Below are 19,733 nucleotides of genomic sequence, written 5' to 3'. Positions count from 1 at the left end.
TTCCCCTCCCGATTACTGCTGGGCGAGGGTTTTGGGCTGATACGCCGGATCGAGCTGTTCCGGATAGCCATACGAACCGTGCTCACTAATATCAAGACCGGAAATTTCTTGCTCGGCCGTAACACGCAGCCCGACCGTTTTCTTCATGGCATATAAGATAACAAACGAGACAGCCGCGACATACACTGCCGCACCGAGCACACCGACCGTTTGCACAATCAGCTGATCAAATCCGCCCCCGTAAAACAGCCCAGCCTTCCCGATGCCCGTGATCTCGACTAAACGCGGCGAGGCGAAAAACCCGGTGGAAATCGTGCCGATGATGCCGGCAATCCCGTGGACAGAAAACGCGTAAATCGGATCATCAATCCCTTTGCGCTCAAAATAGATCGATGTCCAGAATGTCAACGCCCCGGCCACCGCGCCGATCACCACCGCCGCCCACGGTTCGACGAACGCGCATGCGGCGGTAATGGCGACTAAAGCGGCGAGCACACCGTTCACCATCGCCGGAATGTCCGCTTTGCCAACCAAAATTTTCGCCGTCAAGATCGCGGCAACCGCCCCTGCCGCAGCAGCCAAATTCGTCGTCAGCGCCACATAGCCGAAAAATCCGTCACCAACGGCCATCGTGCTGCCGGCGTTAAAACCAAACCAGCCGATCCATAAAATCAACCCACCGATGACCGTATATACTTGGTTATGCCCGGGGATCACGTTTGGCGTCCCATCTTTATTGAACTTGCCGATGCGCGGCCCAAGCAAAACCGTCGCCACAAGCGCCGCAATCGCTCCTTGCAGATGGACGACTGTTGAACCGGCAAAATCTTGCATTCCCATTTTTCCAAGCCAGCCGCCGCCCCACACCCAATGGCCGATCACGGGGTAAATGGCGATCGTAAACATCGTCCCGAAGAGAAAATAAACAGACAGTTTCGCCCGCTCGGCAAAGCCGCCCCAAGCGATCGCCAGCGACACGCCGGCAAAGCCGAGTTGGAATAAAAATTTGAGCTCGAGCGGCACATTCGCCCACGATAACGAATCAAACGTTCCTTTTCCTTCTTTTAAAAACCATCCTTCCGTCCCGATGAAGCCATTCCCAGCCCCAAATGTAATCGCAAAGCCGAACGCCCAAAACGCCAATGATGCGAGGGCAAAACTTAAAATTTGTTTGCCGGCCACATGCCCGGAGTTTTTCATGCGCGTGGATCCGGCCTCAAGCAAAGCAAACCCTGCCTGCATGCCGATCACGAGCACCGCCGAGAGCATGACCCAAAGGGCATCGAGCCCGAGCGTCAACGTTTTTTCATCCATCGTGCACATCCCCCTCTGTCATTTTTTATAACTTATATATGTAATAATATATAACATAATTCAACCGATAACAACGATCATTTTTTCTTGAAACCGGTTTCTGATAGAAAAAGTTTGTTAATTTTTTTAACAATAAAAGAATGCCCCTCATCACGAAGGGCATTCCTCACCATGTTACGCCACACGAATCGGCTTGCCAAACGGCACGCGCGGCATATAATCGTCCGGCACAAGCCAAAACACTTCATAGTCGACTTCAAGTTCTTCATAAAAATAGCCGGTTACATCGGTAATGTAAAACAACGTATCGATTTTTTGCCTAGCGGCCCATTCCAGCACTTCGGTGTACGACGATTTCCCGTGCTTGAAATATTTAATCGTCGCCACGCCAACCGGAGAGACATCGCGAATTTTAAAATCCGCTTGGACGAGCAATGTGTCCGGACGCAGTTTTTCAAACAGGTTGACGATGTTTTGAATCAGCACCGGCCGCGCCGGACGGTTCGATGTATCAATCGCCAAGGCAATCGAATGGTCCTTCCGCTCCTTAAGCAACGATAACAATGCTCGCTGCCATCTCACGAGGATCATCCCCCTTATATCGGTGAATCGCCGTGCGCACTACTAGTATAGACCGCCTTGGCGAAACGTACGAACTGTTTTTCTTTCCTGTTTTCCTTCCTTTTCTCAACCAAGCCGGGGATGGGCCCGTCGCAGTCAACCTCCGCCGCTTTACTCAGGCCGGGAGAAAGGAGTGTCCGCCTTTTCTTGGTCCGCCGCCTCGATCGTTCCCTCCATGTACACATCGCTGACTTGTTCATGCGTTTCCGCCAACGCAGCGTTAAGAAGTGAAGCGGATGGCTCAGCGGATGGGTCATCGTGGCGCTCGGCGACGTCGAGCGATCGGTCGAGCGATCGTCTGATTTCTGTCATCGTTGCTCCCTCCTTTCCGTTCATCACCTTCGTTTTATTTATGTGGAACAAAGGGAAAAAGAAAAGAAGGAAGTTTATGGATGATACATGCATACATGGCGGCCCGCGCGACAAACTAATGATAAACGTTCACAGAGAGGATGATGACCAATGAAGCAGCCGAAACGAAACGACAGCTTAGAACAACAACAAAAAAAGCAGCAACCCAACAAAGAACTGGAAAAGCAACCGGGCTACGGCGATAAAAAACTAGAGGGCCCGAACTACCCAGCGGAATAAAGGCGGCAGGGCAAGATGAGACATTTGCTTGCGTTGACGCTCAAATATTTGCTTACCGCGACGGTCATGTTCGCTATTTTGCCGCTGTTTTTGCGCATCTCATCAGCGGAAATATTGTCGTTCAGCCTCTGGCTAACGCTTGCCGCCTATGCGCTCGGCGACTTGTACCTTTTGCCGCGCCTTGGCAACGTTTCGGCAGCGATCGCCGATTTTGGCTTCGTCTTCGTTGCCGTCTGGATTGGCGTTGGCGTGTTTTACGACACCGGTGGCGGGGCGGTCGTAAACGCAGCGTTTTTCGCCGCGCTGCTTGCCGCGTTTGGTGAGCTGCTGTTGCACGCCTATGTTCTCCGGTTTGTCGTCGGCCAACACGGAGAGGAAGACGCGCCGCTTGCCGGCGGCCCGCGTTGGCAAACGGAAGCGGCGGAAGAGTTTGACGTCCGCGCCGCCCGCCCCGGCGATCAAGAAGGCACACAGGTGAAACAAGAAGGCGACCGGCAGGAACAAGAACCGCCCCATCCTCCTATTTTGTAAGCAGCGAACAGACGCCAAATAACCAATGCTCATCAGCGATGGCCGAACGGCGACCGGTCTGTTCGTTTCTCCACCAAGCGGAACACTACAACAGCAAAAAAACGGGTGTCTTCTCGCTCGCGAGACACCCGTTTTACATATGATGATACTCACCCTAATCGCTTGTTTCCGCACTCAACGGGCCGCCCTCTGCCCGTTCGGCCAATGGCCAAAGAGCAACGGCGCCTTTTTTATTGTTCCGGCCGTTTCAGCGCCAGCAGCGTCTGCTTTAGTTCCGCTTCCATCGCTGCGAGTTCGCGTTCGGCCTGCTGCCGTTTCAACCGACCCTCGGCTTGAATTTTTAACGTTTCTTCGAGCGTGGCGATCAAGTTTTCTTGCGTTCGCTTCAATGTCTCGATGTCGAGAAGGCCGCGCTCGTTTTCCTTGGCGATTTCGATGCTGTTTGTTTTCAACATTTCCGAGTTGCGCAGCAACAGTTCGTTTGTGGTTTCGGCAACCCGCTTTTGCGCCTCGGCCGCTTTTTGTTGCCGGAAAAGGGTCAAGGCGATGACAATCTGATTTTTCCAAAGCGGGATCGCGTTTAAAATCGACGATTGGATGCGCTCGATCAATGTCTCATTCATATGTTGAATCATGCGGATTTGCGGCGCCGTTTGGATCGTCACTTGCCGGCTGAGCTTCAAGTCGTGCACCCGCTTCTCAAGCCGATCAGCGAACTGCCGCAAGTCCTGAACGTCCTGCCATGCCATTTGGTCACCGGAGCGCTCAGCGGCCGCCTGCTTTTCGGGGATCGTTTTCGTCCGCAGCTCTGCAAGCTTATATTCGGCCGCCGCAATATAAATATTGAGCGCCTCAAAATAGTCTTTATTTTTCTCATAAAGCGTCTCGAGCATCATCACATCGCGCAGCAGTCCATGCCGATGTTTCTCAAGCTGGTCGGCGATTTTATCAATCTCGACGCCGATTTTTTGATATTTGGCGACCATGCCTTGCAGCGGTTTGGCCACCGTGCCAAACAGGCGCGACAGCCATCCTTTTTTCGCCGGCATGAGGTCATCCGGGTTGACCTCTTTAATTTTCGCCATCAGCTCGCTGATCACTTCGCCGATCGGGCCGGCATCTTTCGTCTGCACATGATGCAAAATCGTATGGGAAAACTTCGACAGTTCGGCTTGGGCTGCCACGCCATACTGTAAAATAGCTTGATGATTGGCCGGATCGATCTGTTTGGCAAGCGCCAGCGCTTTTTCTCTATGTTCCGGCTTTAACGTCTCAAGCACACTGGCCGGCTTTTCCGCCTCTTCGGCGAACGGCGCCGCCGGAGAAGAAAACGGTCGAGCCAGCAGTTCATCGAGCACGCTTGTCCGTTCCTGTTCATGAGATAAATCGATCCTGTCACGATTCCGTTCGTCCATCGTCATTCCCCTTTCGTTCGCGACAGCCGGTCAGCTCCCTTGTTTTGCTAACGCTTGAATTGCGGTTCTCCTTGCAGATAGCGGAGATGAAGCCGATCCGACTGCTGGAGCGATTGCTCAAGCACTTTCGCTTCCGTCTGCAGCGACCAAACGTCGCCTGACAACACATCAAGCAGCTGCCGCTCCGCCGCTTCGGTCAGCTCGCTGAGCAACCGTTCTGTCTTCCGCAGCGCTTCCGTCATGTCGGCGCTTTGCACCGGTTGCCGCGACAAATATACGTATTTTTCGACCATCTCCACTGCCGTTGGCCATTCGTTTAAAAAAAACGGCTGAACAAGGCGGAGCTGATGCGGCTTTTGTTCGACGATGCGGATGAGCTGGTCAACGACCGCCCCTAACCGCGAGACAGTTTGCCACATCGCTACCGAGCGAAGCCGGTACCGAGCGCGGCGCAGCCGCTTCCATAACGCCCGCGCCTCGTGAAGCTGACTGCGGACGTAAGCCTGCTCCTCAACCGGCACACCGGCCGCTAAGCGATGCCGCCTTTTCATGACGGCCGACACTCCCCACATCGCCGCCATTCCCGATACGAACGACGGCCAAAAGCGAAAATCAGCGGCGAAAAAAACAACAACAGCCGTCACAGCCCCAACATTCCACGAAACAAACCAACGCCATATCGTGCGAAACAATGGCTTCATGGTTCCATCCCTTTCTTCATCTTTTCTTCCATTATAGCATGTCCACATTTTGATACGCACAAGCTTTCCGGGAAGTTTCATCAAGCAAAGCCCCCCGGCCTTGTCCGGCTATGAGGTTGAACATTGGCTGCGCATCACCGTCCGCGACCCAAAAAAAGCCGGCTCCATTTACGAAACAGGTGTCACTCACGGGGCAAATCTGGCCCGCGGCTTGGCATTTCGGCTGGCAAACGAGCCGGTGTACTATCAACAGGCGCTCGCACGAGACGTCCACAATGCCAAAGAAAAAGCGCTGGCCATTGCCCGCGCTCTTGGCTTGCCGCTTTACGATCTACCCGTTGAGCTGAAAGAGGAGCCCGCCTCGCCGCCGGCACCATACTCGCAAACGGCTGTTGCTACTTTTTCCAAAGCGCCGCCCATCCAGACACAAGATGTGGCCATCTGTGCCGCCGTTAAAGCGATATTCGCCTATTCATTTCGTGAGGTCGATTTCGCGAACGCGGGCTCCGCCGAACAACTCGACGCGAACCGTTTTCTTTTTCCCGTTTCGATCAACAACCGTGATCTCGTACACCCCCGGCAAACACGGGCCGATTTTTTGAACAAACGGGTCTTTCGTTGCTTCCCCCTTCCTTGTCACTCCATTGACAACAAGCGTTACCTCAGGGGCAGCGACGCGGACATGGAGAAAATAGAAAGCAGGCTCAAAAACGTACCGATCCCTAAAGGCATGGATCGCAAACACAGGGGGACGGGATGTCAGCCCTTTGATGTATACATGCTCCCCCTTGCGCTGGCGGTCAAACTCTTTATCCAATTCATCATACGCTTCAGAATGCCGATCAAAGTAAGCGAATAACGGCGCCAGCGTTTTTTCATTGATCGGCACCTCTTCATTCGTCACCCGCAGCATCCCCCGCAAGGCAGCTACATCATGATCGTCAATGGCATTTTTTAGCTGGCGAATGGCCATTTCACGGCTGGCCGCTGTTTTTAACGCGCCGTACCCGTTCCAAATCAACGTTCCTGCTCCCCAGGCGACAGCCAAAGCGAAAAACAGCCAGCTGAAGAAACGAACGGTTTTTTTTCTCTTTTCCCGGGACAACACATGCGCTTGCTGGCGTCTTGCATAACGCGCCAACGCCGCCGCGCCGTCTTTCCCGCTTCCCCCCTCAATTCTATCCGGCTCAGACGTATACGGCTTCATGTTGCCTTCCCCTCTCCTTCTCTCTATCTAATTCCACTTTATGTAAGAGACAGGGAATCTATGTTACATGAACACCGATACGTTTTTTATTATAATGATCAATAAAAAAACGGGTAGCCGTTTGCCCAGTCCCGGCCACCCGGATATTAAGACAGCGAGACACTGGATCGCCGCGCGGCTTGCCGAAACATCCAAGCATACAACCCCGCGCTGGCCAAAGCAAGCAAACCGAGATACGCAAACGTCCACGTATAGCCGATCCAAGTCACCGCCGCCAGCGACACCGGCGCCAGCATCCGACCGATCGTAAAACGAAGGCTCGCCGCGGCAAAATATTGGCCGCGCATATCCCTAGGAGCTAGCTTCGACACAAACGCCTGCTGTAAACCGGCCGTCATCAGCTCGGCGAACGTAAACAGCGCCATCACCGCCATCAGCTCGATGATCGATGTGGCATGGCTAAACAACCACATCGTGACGCCGTATACCATTGACGAACCAATAAAGACCCATCGTTCATTGTAGCGGCCCATCCACCGCGTCACGATCACCGTGCCCAGGGCGACAAGCAACCCGTTTTCCGCAATCAACAACCCAAACGCCTGGGCCCCGTCCACCGTAAAACGGCCCCATACGGTTTCCTCTTTCATTATTTCTTTTGTATACACAGGAATCAATAAATCAAGTTGCATGAACGTTTGCGCCACCAATACCCCAGCGGCGATAAACAAGAAAAAAGTCCGGTCGCGGACGATCACAACGTACTGCCGGATTTGTTCACGCCAAAACTGCGTCCATGACCTCGCTTTCTGGCTGGGCGCTGCCAATGGCGCGGTTTCGCGCAACTGTTTCGCCAACAGCGTCGCCATCGCGAAACATGAGCCAGCAGCAGCCATTAGCAACGCAAACTGATGGTCCGCGTAAAAGAGCCCCCCGATGGTGGGACCGATCACCACCGAAATGTTGACCGAGGTATAAAACACGGCAAACACATGACTCCGCCCTTGTTCCGGCACAACATCCGCCACCATCGCTTGGCTGGCCGGCCAATAAAACGCCCCGCAAATGCCGGCAAACGTAAAACAAAGAAACCCGACAAACGGCGACGACCACCATGGCGTGCTAGCCAAAGCAAAGAACAAAAACGCTGCCCCTTGCCCGTAGGCGGACAGCACCATCATCCGCTTGCGCCCGAACACATCGGCACAATAACCGCCGCACAAATTCGCCACAACAGAAAATAGCTGTGACACGATCAACAACACGCTCGCCGTTTCTTTACCGAACGAATCGGCAAAGTAAATAGCCATAAACGGAAAAAACATCCAAAATGTCGTATTCATCAGCGCCTCGCCAAACAGGCGCACTTTCAAGTTGCGATCCCACTCACGTATTCGCATCCGCTGTCCCCCTAATCTTTCGTCTCTCAAACTTCTTTGGAAATTATATCATATTTTTATTGGAACGGTAGAAATAGTTTTCAAATAAAAGAATGACCCAAACGTTGTTTTCCTGAAACGAAACGCAACATACGGTTTTTGACCATAAGAAAAAGGTGCCCCATCCTTTTGGGACACCTTCGACTGACATGTATATCTTACTTGCGGATGAATTGCTGCGTCCAAATATAGCCGTTTTCTTCAAAACCAACGCCGATATGCGTAAAGTTTTTGTTCAAAATGTTTGCCCGATGGCCTTCGCTGTTCATCCACGCATTGACGACTTCTTGCGGGGTGCGTTGGCCTTTGGCAATGTTTTCCCCAGCGGCTGTGTACGAGATGCCGAATTTTTTCATCATCTCAAACGGGGAGCCGTATGTCGGGCTGTTGTGCGAGAAGTAGTTGTTGACCGCCATATCGCGCGATTTCTCGCGAGCGACTTTGCTGAGGGCCAAGTCAACTTGAAGCGGCGGCAAGCCGTATTTCGCCCGTTCTTTGTTCGTCAGCTCAACAACTTGCTGCTCATAGGCGTTTAAGCCGGTTGTTTTTTGTGTGCCGGTCTTTGGTGCCGTGGCTGGCGTTTTCGCCGGCGCTTGCATATTGGCTTGCGGTTTAGCCGCCAGCTGTTTGACCGTTGCCGGCGCTTGTGGTTTTGTCGTTGGCTGTTTTGCCACCGCCGTTGGCTGTTTTGCCACCGCCGTTGGCTGTTTTGCCGCCGGTTGTTTTGTTACCGGCTTTACCGGTTGGAACGACACGAACGGGAAGTATTGTTGCAACCATTTCTCCACATCTTGAACGTTTGTGCTGACATATTTTACTTGATACGCATTCGCTGTCGGACATGTTGTCCCAGCTGCTTCCGTTTTCGTTGCCGCGAACGAAGCGCCGATGAGTGCGACCGAAGCGGCGATGGTTGCTACCATTTTTTTCTTTATGAGAATTCCTCCTTGTATCCTCTATTTAAAAGTCTCATAGATCTTGCGTCCATCTGACTACACAACGAGATTCGAAGGGAAACGATTTTCTTGTTCCCTTGCCTCGTCCCCATTATAGCACGGAGTTTTTGTAATATTTTTGGTCCAAAATGGAAAAATTAGCGCATTGGCAGCCTTCGGTAAAAAAGACGCTTGTTTTCATTGCCAAATCAACTCTAATTGTTGATGGTTGCAACAGTTGGAAGTAACATCCTTTCACTAACAGTCATCCCTCTTTTTCCTGTATCCCCTCAACCATCTATATTTTTCTTGCAAAAAAGGAGTTGACAGCCTCTCATTTCGGCCGTTTCGTTTAACAATTGTTACAGCTGTGTGACAAAACAGAAGAGAACCTCAATGTTTTGTTATAAAAAAAGAAGCTGAGGCGTTTCGCCCCAGCTTTGATGGTTATTCATGCTGTTGATCGACAATGAGTGCGGTTTGCACTTCGTTCGGCTTCGTCGATGAGCTGCTCATCGATCAACTTTTTTGTTTTTTCGATGACCGTTTTTCCGTCCGCCTTGATCGCCGTCTCATCCCGCTGCTCGAGCGCCAACGCTGCCTTTAGTTCTGCAAACCCTTTATATCGTAATTTTTTGGCAAACCGGACGATCGTGTTCGGCACTGTATAAAGCGCTTCCGCCATTTTTTGAATCGGAATGTCGGCGATCTCCTCACGGTGTTTGATAATGTAATCGACAATTTGCTCATCCGTATCGTTCAGCTTATCGGCATACAGCCGCACCCGTTCGTCAAACCGCATCGGTCTCCCATCCCCCACCGTCTTCTCGTTTGCTACTATTTTAGCAAGAACCGATGGCGGTTGGCTATAACGCTTGTTTCCGACTTTTTGAATGGCTTCACTTACTATATAAGCGGCTTTTTTTAGATTGCCCTTCTCATGTTTCAAAACGAGTTCCAAGCGTTCGTTCACTTTTTGGAAATATTGATCGATCATCGTCCATTCACCCCTTAAGCGCTTGATTTTCTATCTCTAAACTAGATTTGGCCCCCAACAGCCGCGGCTGAAACACTCCTGCAGCCAAAAAAAACGGCTTCCTAATCAAAGGAAACCGTTCATCAGCTCGTTGTATTTGTTTCTTTATTGTCCTGTATACCCACCAACCGGGATGTTGTCTTTCCGGGCAACGCCGGTGCGGTAAGCCGCTTCAATCACCGCCTGACGGACGCGTTCCACGACTTTGCTGTTAAAGACGCTTGGAATGATATACGTTTCATTCAATTCGTCCTCGGTGACCACCGAAGCAATCGCTTTGGCAGCGGCGAGCTTCATTTCTTCGTTAATTTCTTTCGCCCGGCAGTCCAATGCACCGCGGAAGATGCCGGGGAAGCAAAGGACGTTGTTGATTTGGTTCGGATAGTCGGAACGTCCGGTCGCCATTACGCGCACGTGCGGCTCGGCCAGCTCTGGATCGATTTCCGGCACCGGATTGGCCATCGCGAACACGATTGGGTCACGCGCCATTTTTTTCACGTCTTCGACTTTCAAAATGCCGGGGGCGGAAACGCCGATAAACACATCTGCGCCGGCGATGACATCCGACAAGCTTCCTTTCAGATTATCTGGATTCGTCATTTGCGCATATTCTTGCCAATACGGATTGTCGTACGTTTCGTCGCGGTGGATGGCGCCGTGGCGGTCCACCCCGATAATGTTGCGCACGCCAGCGGCAAGCAAAATTTTCGTGCAAGCAATGCCGGCCGCGCCAATGCCGGTTAAGACGACCTTAATGTCTTCCAGCTTTTTATCAACAATTTTCAAGGCATTGAGCAATCCGGCGAGCAGCACGACCGCCGTGCCATGTTGATCATCATGGAACACCGGAATGTCCAACTCTTCTTTCAATCGCTTTTCAATTTCAAAACAACGCGGTGCCGAAATGTCTTCCAAGTTGATGCCGCCGAATGCCGGAGCGATCGCTTTCACAATTTGAATAATCTCTTCCGTGTCTTTCGTGTCCAAGCAAATCGGAAACGCATCGACGCCGGCAAACTCCTTAAACAGCATCGCCTTCCCTTCCATGACCGGCATCGCCGCATACGGGCCGATGTCGCCAAGCCCGAGCACCGCTGTGCCATCCGAGACGACGGCGACCGTATTCCGTTTAATCGTCAGCGAATACGCTTTGCGCGGATCTTCAGCGATGGCCGTGCAAACGCGCGCCACGCCCGGCGTATACACCCGCGACAAATCATCGCGCGTTTTCACCGGAATTTTCGAGCTGGTTTCAATTTTCCCCCCGATATGCATCAAAAACGTGCGGTCGGAAACGTTCACAATTTTGACGCCCTGAATCCGTTTCAGCGCTTCGATGATCAAATCGCACTGTTTCGTATCAAGCGCACTGACGGTGATGTCGCGCACCGTATGGACTTTGCTTGATGAGATGACGTCAATCCCGACGATGTCTCCGCCCGCCTTGCCGATCGCCGCGGCGATATCGCTAAAAGAGACGCGGTCTTTTTCAAACTGAAGACGAATCGTAATGTTCATCGCTGCCCCGCCTGGTAATGCCATACCTATCGTCCTTCCTTTTCTCTATATTTTGTAAATGGTCTACGGTACAAATGTTATCTTATGAGCGCCAAAAAGACAACCCTTATGGTTCGAACAAGCCAAACGGATGCTGGCGTGACAGGCAAAGCGGCCAGCGCAGAAATAAGCCTACTTTGGCTGCATCAGTCGGTAGGAGTTTCACGAAAAAAAGCGGCCTTCCCGGATGCAGGAAGACCGCTGCCTTTCCGCTATTGAAGCAGGCGGAGAAACTCGCGCATAAACGCCGGCAAATCCGGCCACGCATGGGCGGAAACAAGGTTGCCGTCGACATGCACCGTACGGTCGGACACATACGTCGCTCCGAGCGCTTCAACCCCCGGTTTGCAAGCGATATACGCCGTCAAGCTCCGCCCTTTCAGCACCTCTGGCATCGTCTCAAAAATGAGCGAAGCATGGCAAATCGCCGCGATCGGCTTATTCGCCTCAAAGAAATGACGGACGATGCGCTGCACGTTTTCATCAAGGCGAATGTATTCCGGCGCCCGCCCGCCCGGAATGACTAACGCATCGTATTCGGTCGGGTCGATCTCGGCAAACGAGGCATGGGCGTCGATCAAATAGGCTTGTTTTTCCACGTACGTATCCCAGTCGGCAAAATCATGGACAACGGTGTGCAGTTTCTTTTTCTTCGGCGCGGCAATCGTTACGTCATGCCCTTCCTCCAACAAACGATAATACGGATAATACACCTCCAGCGCCTCAACAGCGTCGCCGGTGATGATCAACACTTTTTTGCTCATCATTCTCGCCCCCCTTGTCCATTTTTTCCTTCTCTTTTATCATAATGGAAACGGACGGAAAGGAAAAGCAAAATGATTGTCGAATCAATAGAAAAAGGGTTCGTGTGAAGCTTTAACGAGGAAAAAGCGCATGATCAAGGAGGAATCAACCATGACCATTGCCTCTTGGCTCGCCGAATCGCGCCGAACGGTGGTGCTTACCGGCGCCGGCATGTCGACCGAAAGCGGGCTGCCGGATTTCCGTTCGCCGCGCACCGGGCTGTGGGCGCGTTTTAACCCGAGCGAACTCGCTACCATCGATGCGTTGTACCGCCGCCGCGAGTCGTTTTTCAAGTTTTACCAATACCGCATCCGCACCTTGCAGCAATGCCAGCCGCATGATGGACATCGCCTGCTCGCCGACTGGGAGCAGCGCGGAATCGTGCAGACGATTGTGACGCAAAACGTCGATGGATTTCATCAACAAGCCGGCAGCCGATGCGTCATCGAACTGCATGGCTCGCTCCGAACCGTCCATTGTCAGCGGTGCGGGCAATCAAAGCCTAGCTTTGTCTATTTGCACGGTGTGTTGACGTGCGAATGCGGCGGTGTTTTGCGTCCATCGGTCGTATTGTTTGGCGAGCCGCTGCCGGAGAATGCCATCAATGCAGCGTGGGAAGCCGCCCGCCAAGCGGACTTGTTCCTTGTGCTCGGCTCATCCTTGCAAGTAGCGCCGGCGAACCAACTGCCGCTTGTCGCCAAACGAAACGGCGCCAAACTCGTCATCATCAATTGGGAACCGACAGAACTTGATGATCTCGCTGACGCCGTCATCCAGCAACGGAAAATTGGCGACGTGCTGAAAGAACTTAACGAACAGCTGACGGGAGGAACGTCATGAACCGGGAAGCGATGTTCCAAGAGGCGCTTTGCTCAATCGGCGATGATTCACAAATCCGCCATTGGCGGCGCGTATCCGGCGGCGACATCAATGACGCCTACCGCGTCCAAAGCGGCAAGCAAACGTATTTCATCAAAATGCAGCGCTTTCCGCCAGCCGGCTTTTTCACCGCCGAACAAGCAGGGTTGGAACGGCTTCGCCAAGCGGACGCCATCCACATCCCAGCTGTCTTTGGCGTCGGGGAAGCAAACGGATGGGGCTGGCTTGTCCTCGAGTGGATCGAAGGAACAGAAACAGCGCAGACGGCCAAACAGCTCGGGCGCGGCCTCGCCCGCCTCCATCGATGCCGCGGGCCGGCGTTCGGGCTCGACCACGATACATATATCGGGACGCTGCCACAACGAAACGGCTGGTACGGCCGCTGGCTTGACTATTACCGCGATGCCCGGCTCGCCCCGCAAATGAAACGGGCGGCAGCAAACGGCCTCCTGCCCGCCGAGCGACAAAGAAAGTTGGAGCGGCTGCTTGAGCGGCTTGACCGCTGGATTCCAAACGATTGTTTTCCGTCGTTGTTGCACGGCGACTTATGGGGCGGCAACTGGCTTCCGGGTCCCGGCGGAGCTCCTTATTTGATCGACCCGTCCGTGTTTTACGGTCATTATGAGTTGGAGATCGCGTTCACCGAGCTGTTTGGCGGCTTTCCCGCTCGGTTTTATGCAAGCTATCAAGAGCTGATGCCCCTTACTCCGGAGTATCATGAACGAAAACCGCTTTACCAGCTGTTTTATTTACTCGTGCATTTGAATCTGTTTGGCGAATCGTATGGCCGATCCGTCGACCGCGTGCTTGAACGTTATGCGGGGGAGTAACCCCCCGCTTGACTTGACCGCTCATTCCGGACGCAACACGAGCGTGCTGCCGTTGACTTTTCCTAAACTTGTCACATGGTACGTGCCGTTGACCCAGTTGTCCATACGAACAGCCCTGTTTGCGAAAACACCGCCTGTATGTCGATAAGGAGCGGACGCTCAAGCAGGCCCGCTCCCCAGTTCGCTTATTCTGCGCCGATCTTTTCAAGCAGCGCATCGCCGTTTCGGCTGACACGCACATAAGCGAAGCGGGCATCCCGCCACCGTTCCCCGCTTTGTTCCGGCACGAAATACGATTCAATCCCGTATACGACTTGCGTACTATAAAAAGTGCCGTTAATCAAAATATCCCCTTGTTGCCGCTTAAATCCGGGCCATTCTTCCCCATTCACGGCGTACACCCCAGCAAAGCGGTGCACCCCATCCGGTCCCTTTCGCAGCGCAACTTTCACCTTGCCGTTTCCATCCAGAGACGAGATCGTAGAAATGTCATAGCGAAGCCGGATATAATCCCCTTGCAGCACAGAACGCGGATCCACCGGCTCGAGCGCTAATTTGACCAACTGTCCGTCTCGCAATAGCCGTTCTTTCTCCCATACGGTATATCCGGTAAACAGAAATTGGGCAACAACGATCAACAGGACACCGAAGGAAACGTTTCGAGGCCACACCGCCTCCCTAGGGAAATGAAGCCGATTCCGTTTTTCCAGCCAAACAGCCCAAGCGAGCAACACCACCCCAGCCGCCAACAAACTGACCGATTTATGGAGCAAGTTCCACGCCAGCTCATAATATTTGAGCACAAAATAAAGAATGGTATACCCCCAAGCAATGGTCCGCTCGCGGCGCCGTCGTTGAAACAAGAAAAAGGCGAGCACCGCCACCATAGCGAGATTGAACGCCATATAAAGCCCATCAGGTTCGGAGATGTGAACACTTGTCGCAATCCCGAGCGAACTAAGCGCCAGCACGAGCGGGGTCGCGGCCGTCTTCCCTCTCCATCGACTGTACGCGTACAACGCCCCGTTCCATAGGGCGAGCAGCAACAGCTCCACCCGTCCATTCTCCATGTTCCCATCAAGCACTACATACAAATAAAGCGTCAACGCAACCGTCGTCAACCGCTGCATCCCGCGCTCCGGGACACGGATCACTCCCACGGCGAGCACGGCGATATAAAGAACCAACACCACCGTCGACAGTTCCCACGTCACCGTCCAGCCAAGCCCATAACCGACCGCGAGCAGCGTATAACGAACAACGGCGTTCCAACGGCGGCCGAGCCAAGCCGGAAGCACCAATCCAAAGATCGAAAGGAAAAACAGCACATACGGCGACCACGTGTCCGCCCACAGAAAATACAAGCCGAGCAAACTCGATATGGCCAACGACGAAGCTGCGAGCGTAATCACCGCTTGAAACGCAGCCAAAAACCATTTCCCGGCCCGCGTTCTCGCCGAAAACACTCCGGCCCGGCGCAAAAAGACGACCCCGCCGTACAGGACGATGGTGGCAACGACAAGTCCGAGGAGAAGCAGCCATGTTTCAAAATGATCCACCAGCAAACGGTGGTATTGAATGAACAAAAACAAGCCGGCAAACAAACTCGTCAGCAAACCATAGCCACGCTGTTTGGCAACCGAGAAAAAGTAGTAAAGCAGCCCGACAAGCAGCGCCGCATACACGTACGGCCACCAAACATCGCGCCCGTACGAAAAGCCGGTGATGCCGATGACAAGCAGCCAGCCGTGCATCGCCGCATACGCGGGATACGCTGTCCAAGGCGAACGGCTGAAGCGAACGAGCGCGCCGTTGACTACAGCGAACAGAAGCAGCCAGCCAAACGATGCCCATTCCGTCCACTCGATATGGTAAGCGGAAGGAAAATAATAAAACCAGCAAGCAAGTTGCAGCAGCACGACAGCGATGACCGAAAGCGCCGGATCTTTCGTCAGCCGCGCCAACAACGCTGTCGGCGCCAGCCAAATGAGGAACAACCAATAACTGTCGGCGTGAGAATTATAAATTTGTCCTACTAACGCCAATGAGATGCCAAACGACAACACCCCACCGATCAACATCCAGCGCCCTAAAAAGCGATGGCGGCCCGCCAAAGCAGCGCTTGCTCCATAAAACCCCGCCATCATGCCGATACTGATTCCGACTTTCGCCTCTCGCCCCATCTCCGGCCAGTTGGCGGCAAAAAAATACACGATGCCGGCAATGATGCACAAAAACGCTAACGCATACCCTGTTTTCACGATCCGGGCCGCCATATCGCTTCCCCCTTGTCAATGATTTTTTCTATAAAATATATGCAGAAAAAGCTGTCTAGAAGACCGTTGAAAATACGCGTTATTTCCTCGCACGTTTCCAGCCGCTGCCGGTCCGCTAGGATGCCGGTGATTTAAGGGAGCAGGTCGCTTACCAACCTCGTTTCTCAAATAGAAAAGCCTTGTCGCATCAGGATCGTCTTTCAAACGCTCCCCCATTGCTCAAAAGAAACAACCGTTTTTCGCCAGCCCTCTAGAAGGCTGGTGAAAAACTGCTGTCACCACCAATTTGCGACATTTTCATTCAGAGAAGAAAGCTGATTCTGCGAGGTTTCTCTCATTGAGAAATGGGTGGAACTCAGCGGTATTTTGCACGAAATCACCACCCTTCTAGAAGGCTCGCGGATAGGGTGGTGCTCCAACAGCGCTTCTTAAGCTGACACTGCCGAAAACACCACCCTCTTTCTCCGTTTTGTTTTCCAGCGGTTGTTTGTCACCGGTCTTCTCGGTTCCTGCTTGCGATGAAGAACATTACAGTTGGAGATGATGTTTTAAGTGGAAAATTTCCATATCATGCTCGGCCACCTTTTTTATCAAATAATCGATGGATGTTTGCTTGGAAGAGAATTCGCGCGAAGCCAGATCAAGAGCGGCCTGATGCTTATGAAGCATGTTCTCGATGTGGCGAAAGTGGCTCCGCATTTCTGTTGCAAGGTTGTCCACTTTTTCTTCGACCCGTTCAACTTTCACTTCAAGCCGTTGCTGTCCTTCTTTCAACGTTTGCACATCGCCCTTGACCATGTCCATGTCCACTTTCAACGTTTGCACATCGCCCTTGACCATGTCCATGTCCGCTTTTAATGTGCGCACATCCTCTTCTACTCGGTCAAGCCGCTGTTCCAAGCGGGCTTGTCCCTCTTGCAACAACTGCACTTCACCTTCCAAGCGCGCCTGTCCTTCTTTCAGCGCTTGGATCTCAATTTCCAAACGCGCTTGTCCTTCTTGAAGGGCCCGAACATCGCCTTCGATCCGATCGAGCCGCATGTGGATCGGATTCAACTTTTGGTCAAGCAATTCAGCCATTAGTTGCACGAGTTCGGCTTGACTCATCGTTTCTCACCTCCTTTCCTCCATTGTATCATGGTCCCACACAACGTCATAGTATAGAAAAAGAGATTTTCTGCGCCTTTTCGACAAGACGAGACGCTAGATCAAGCCGATGAATCGGCTTCATCATCAAATCACTATGGGGCAAAAGTGATTTTTTGATGATCAGCTACCAACGGTCGCCTCGATGAATCGACATCCGATAAAGAGCAAGGCAGGCCGACAAGTAAGCGCCGCCAAGCACAAACCCGCCAAGCACATCAGACGGATAATGCACTTGCAAGCTTAGCCGGCTTAAGCCGGTTAAGAGCGCCAGCGTCGCAAACACGCCGTAAATGGCCGCCCGCTCCCCGCGCTTTGTGCGCGTTTGCGCCAAAAAATACGCCAAAAGCAACAAATAAATCGTCCCGATCATCGCGTGGCCGCTCGGAAAACTGAATCCTCCGATCTCGGAATGCGGCGGGCGCTCCCGCCCAACCACATGCTTGATCCATTCATTGATGCCATACCCCCCACCAACAGCGACGACCACCAACACCATTCCATAGACATCGCGGCGGAAAAACCATAAACCAATAACAAGCATCACACTGATGATGCCTATTGTTTTCCCATTGCCGAGAAACGTAAACGGATCGAGCCATTGCCATGAATCAAACAGCTGCAGCCCACCTTCGTCAGCCGCCTTTGTCACCCCGGCGGCCACGCTTGCCCAAACAGCCAAAAAAAAGACCGCGCCGACAGCCGCTATCATCCATAACCGTCGGTTCACTCTGACTCACTCCTTGTCGATGCTTCCTCACAACCGCATCAGTCGGTTGTCCACTACGAGATCGTCAAATAGATTTGTATGGAGATGAAACCCAAAAGAAACATTGAAAGTTTCTCAATAATATTTTTACGAACAAAAGAAAAATCCTCCTTAAAAAGCAGCACTTTTTAAGGAGGAAACAACCGTTACGACGGCAGCTTCGTCTCTCCCATCAGGAACCGGTCCACTTCACGGGCCGCCCCCCGGCCTTCGTGAATCGCCCAAACGATCAGGCTTTGGCCGCGGCGGGCGTCGCCGGCCGCAAACACGCCTTCAATGTTTGTCGTATATTTACCGTACGGAGCTTTCACTTTATTGTTGACCGTTTCCACACCAAACTGCTGCAACAGTAGCTGTTCAGGACCTTCGAAGCCAATCGCGATGAACACCAAATCGCACGGCCATACTTGCTTCGTCCCCGGAATTTCTTGAAAGGTCGCTTTGCCGTTTTCATCAATGATTTTTTCCATTTGAACCGTATGCAGTTCTTTCACCCGGCCGTGCTCGTCGCCTACGATTTTTTTCGTTTGAATGCAATATTGGCGCGGGTCTGCCCCGAATTTCGCCTTCGCTTCCTCATACGCATAATCAAGCGTGAACACGAGCGGATATTGCGGCCACGGGTTATCGTCTGGGCGCTTGTCCGGCAACGCCGGGTGTTTGCCAAACTGGACGACGCTTTTGCAGCCTTGGCGCAGCGCGGTCGCCACACAGTCAGCCCCCGTGTCGCCGCCGCCGATGACGATGACACGTTTGTCCTTGGCGTCAATAAACTGACCGTCGGCAAAATTCGAATCGAGCAAACTTTTCGTGACGCCTGTTAAATAATCCATAGCAAAATGAACGCCTGTAAGCTCCCGACCTTCAATGGCCAAATCGCGCTGCTTTTGCGCCCCAACGCACAACACAACGGCATCGTATTGAGCGCGCAGCTCATCGGCGGTAATATCTTTGCCGACTTCGGTGTTTACAACAAAGGTGATGCCCTCTTCTTCAAGCAGCCGCACTCGCCGTTCGACGATGTCTTTTTCCAGCTTCATGTTCGGGATCCCGTACATCAACAAGCCGCCGATGCGATCGGCCCGCTCGTACACCGTCACCGAATGGCCGGCTTGGTTAAGCTGGTCGGCACAGGCGAGCCCGGCCGGGCCGGAGCCGACGATGGCCACCTTTTTTCCGGTGCGCGTTTTCGGGATGCGCGGTTTCACCCAACCTTCGGCAAACCCTTTATCAATAATGGCCCGTTCGATTCCTTTGATCGCCACCGCTGGGTCGGAAATGGCCACCGTACACGATCCTTCGCACGGCGCCGGACAGACGCGGCCCGTAAACTCTGGAAAGTTGTTCGTTTTCAAGAGCCGATCGAGCGCTTCTTTCCAACGGCCGCGGTACACTAAATCGTTCCATTCCGGAATGAAGTTGTGCACCGGGCACCCCGAGGTGAGACCGTTCAGCTCCAATCCCATATGGCAAAACGGCGTGCCGCAATCCATACAGCGAGCTCCTTGGCGCGCCAACACGTCTTCGGAAAACGGCTTTGTATATTCCTTCCAATCGTCAAGACGGGAAAGCGGGTCGCGCTTTTTTTCTTCCTCGCGAGCATATTCCATAAACCCCGTTGCTTTTCCCACGACGGTTCCCCTCCTTCTGCGTCCTCTCTTCTCTCCGCTCTATCCTTCCCG

At 52.9% G+C, this 19,733-nt stretch carries 19 protein-coding genes and 1 pseudogene; 5 read left to right on the top strand and 15 right to left on the bottom strand.

From position 1 onward, the window contains the following. Positions 1 to 12 precede the first annotated feature (12 nt). The 3 genes from B4113_RS00180 to B4113_RS19980 all read right to left on the bottom strand — a co-directional run bounded on the left by B4113_RS00180 (position 13) and on the right by B4113_RS19980 (position 2,247). Positions 13 to 1,314 (bottom strand): ammonium transporter, encoded by a 1,302-nt coding sequence (locus tag B4113_RS00180; protein WP_061912046.1) that lies wholly within the window; start codon positions 1,312 to 1,314, stop codon positions 13 to 15. A 174-nt stretch (positions 1,315 to 1,488) separates the two neighbouring features. Beyond that, entirely contained in the window at positions 1,489 to 1,896 is a 408-nt protein-coding gene (locus B4113_RS00175) for a VWA-like domain-containing protein (RefSeq protein WP_033022695.1), read from the bottom strand. Between the two features lie 150 nt (positions 1,897 to 2,046). Then, positions 2,047 to 2,247, bottom strand: a complete 201-nt coding sequence (locus B4113_RS19980) for a YozQ family protein (RefSeq protein WP_033844007.1) — start codon at positions 2,245 to 2,247, stop codon at positions 2,047 to 2,049. A 150-nt stretch (positions 2,248 to 2,397) separates the two neighbouring features. Between B4113_RS19980 and B4113_RS20900 the strand changes: the two genes are divergently transcribed. Beyond that, complete coding sequence (locus tag B4113_RS20900) at positions 2,398 to 2,526, top strand: hypothetical protein (RefSeq protein WP_255358687.1); 129 nt, start codon at positions 2,398 to 2,400, stop codon at positions 2,524 to 2,526. A gap of 15 nt (positions 2,527 to 2,541) precedes the next feature. After that, positions 2,542 to 3,057 carry a YndM family protein gene (locus B4113_RS00165; protein WP_033844008.1) on the top strand — a complete coding sequence of 172 codons (516 nt, stop codon included), beginning with the start codon at positions 2,542 to 2,544 and terminating at the stop codon, positions 3,055 to 3,057. A 230-nt stretch (positions 3,058 to 3,287) separates the two neighbouring features. Here B4113_RS00165 and B4113_RS00160 read toward each other — a convergent pair whose 3' ends face one another. Next, on the bottom strand, positions 3,288 to 4,478 hold the full coding sequence (locus tag B4113_RS00160; protein WP_033844009.1) for a toxic anion resistance protein: 1,191 nt from the start codon (positions 4,476 to 4,478) through the stop codon (positions 3,288 to 3,290). Between the two features lie 41 nt (positions 4,479 to 4,519). Next, positions 4,520 to 5,173: a 5-bromo-4-chloroindolyl phosphate hydrolysis family protein gene (locus tag B4113_RS00155; RefSeq protein WP_033844939.1), complete on the bottom strand. Its 654-nt coding sequence runs from the start codon at positions 5,171 to 5,173 to the stop codon at positions 4,520 to 4,522. Positions 5,174 to 5,273: 100 nt separating this feature from the next. Between B4113_RS00155 and B4113_RS20210 the strand changes: the two are divergent. Then, a pseudogene (locus tag B4113_RS20210) lies at positions 5,274 to 5,651 on the top strand (SIMPL domain-containing protein); the annotation flags it as partial. Here B4113_RS20210 and B4113_RS20205 read toward each other — a convergent pair. The 6 genes from B4113_RS20205 to B4113_RS00125 all read right to left on the bottom strand — a co-directional run bounded on the left by B4113_RS20205 (position 5,646) and on the right by B4113_RS00125 (position 12,111). After that, the gene (locus B4113_RS20205; RefSeq protein ID WP_061912045.1) at positions 5,646 to 6,380 is read right to left on the bottom strand and encodes a hypothetical protein; all 735 of its coding nucleotides are present in this window, start codon (positions 6,378 to 6,380) and stop codon (positions 5,646 to 5,648) included. The pseudogene B4113_RS20210 and the gene B4113_RS20205 sit on opposite strands and share 6 nt — an antisense overlap. Positions 6,381 to 6,526: 146 nt before the next feature. Then, positions 6,527 to 7,780 (bottom strand): MFS transporter, encoded by a 1,254-nt coding sequence (locus B4113_RS00145; RefSeq protein WP_061912044.1) that lies wholly within the window; start codon positions 7,778 to 7,780, stop codon positions 6,527 to 6,529. A gap of 197 nt (positions 7,781 to 7,977) precedes the next feature. Continuing rightward, positions 7,978 to 8,754, bottom strand: coding sequence for a CAP domain-containing protein (locus tag B4113_RS00140; RefSeq protein ID WP_061912043.1), 777 nt, complete (start codon positions 8,752 to 8,754; stop codon positions 7,978 to 7,980). Positions 8,755 to 9,205: 451 nt separating this feature from the next. Then, on the bottom strand, positions 9,206 to 9,556 hold the full coding sequence (locus B4113_RS00135) for a MurR/RpiR family transcriptional regulator (protein ID WP_235597932.1): 351 nt from the start codon (positions 9,554 to 9,556) through the stop codon (positions 9,206 to 9,208). A gap of 339 nt (positions 9,557 to 9,895) precedes the next feature. Further along, the gene (locus B4113_RS00130) at positions 9,896 to 11,332 is read right to left on the bottom strand and encodes an NAD-dependent malic enzyme (protein WP_061912042.1); all 1,437 of its coding nucleotides are present in this window, start codon (positions 11,330 to 11,332) and stop codon (positions 9,896 to 9,898) included. A 227-nt stretch (positions 11,333 to 11,559) separates the two neighbouring features. Continuing rightward, a complete protein-coding gene (locus B4113_RS00125; RefSeq protein ID WP_033844940.1) occupies positions 11,560 to 12,111 on the bottom strand; it encodes a DJ-1/PfpI family protein in 552 nt (183 codons plus the stop codon). 151 nt (positions 12,112 to 12,262) lie between these two features. Here B4113_RS00125 and B4113_RS00120 point away from each other — a divergent pair, with 151 nt between their 5' ends. Continuing rightward, a complete protein-coding gene (locus B4113_RS00120; protein ID WP_033844011.1) occupies positions 12,263 to 12,991 on the top strand; it encodes an NAD-dependent deacylase in 729 nt (242 codons plus the stop codon). Beyond that, positions 12,988 to 13,860, top strand: a complete 873-nt coding sequence (locus B4113_RS00115) for a fructosamine kinase family protein (protein WP_033844012.1) — start codon at positions 12,988 to 12,990, stop codon at positions 13,858 to 13,860. The genes B4113_RS00120 and B4113_RS00115 overlap by 4 nt, the downstream gene beginning before the upstream one ends. Positions 13,861 to 14,045: 185 nt before the next feature. Here the strand turns inward: B4113_RS00115 and B4113_RS00110 are convergent, their stop codons facing one another. From B4113_RS00110 to B4113_RS00095, 4 genes are all read right to left on the bottom strand, one after another. After that, on the bottom strand, positions 14,046 to 16,136 hold the full coding sequence (locus tag B4113_RS00110) for a GDYXXLXY domain-containing protein (RefSeq protein WP_033844013.1): 2,091 nt from the start codon (positions 16,134 to 16,136) through the stop codon (positions 14,046 to 14,048). A gap of 528 nt (positions 16,137 to 16,664) precedes the next feature. Beyond that, the gene (locus tag B4113_RS00105) at positions 16,665 to 17,243 is read right to left on the bottom strand and encodes a hypothetical protein (RefSeq protein ID WP_061912041.1); all 579 of its coding nucleotides are present in this window, start codon (positions 17,241 to 17,243) and stop codon (positions 16,665 to 16,667) included. Between the two features lie 166 nt (positions 17,244 to 17,409). Further along, positions 17,410 to 17,994, bottom strand: a complete 585-nt coding sequence (locus B4113_RS00100) for a phosphatase PAP2 family protein (protein WP_033022700.1) — start codon at positions 17,992 to 17,994, stop codon at positions 17,410 to 17,412. Positions 17,995 to 18,197: 203 nt separating this feature from the next. Beyond that, positions 18,198 to 19,682, bottom strand: coding sequence for a glutamate synthase subunit beta (locus B4113_RS00095; RefSeq protein WP_033022654.1), 1,485 nt, complete (start codon positions 19,680 to 19,682; stop codon positions 18,198 to 18,200). Positions 19,683 to 19,733 lie beyond the last annotated feature (51 nt).

This window comes from Geobacillus sp. B4113_201601 (assembly GCF_001587475.1).
Lineage (GTDB): Bacteria > Bacillota > Bacilli > Bacillales > Anoxybacillaceae > Geobacillus > Geobacillus icigianus.
This window is presented reverse-complemented; position numbering and strand designations above follow the sequence as displayed.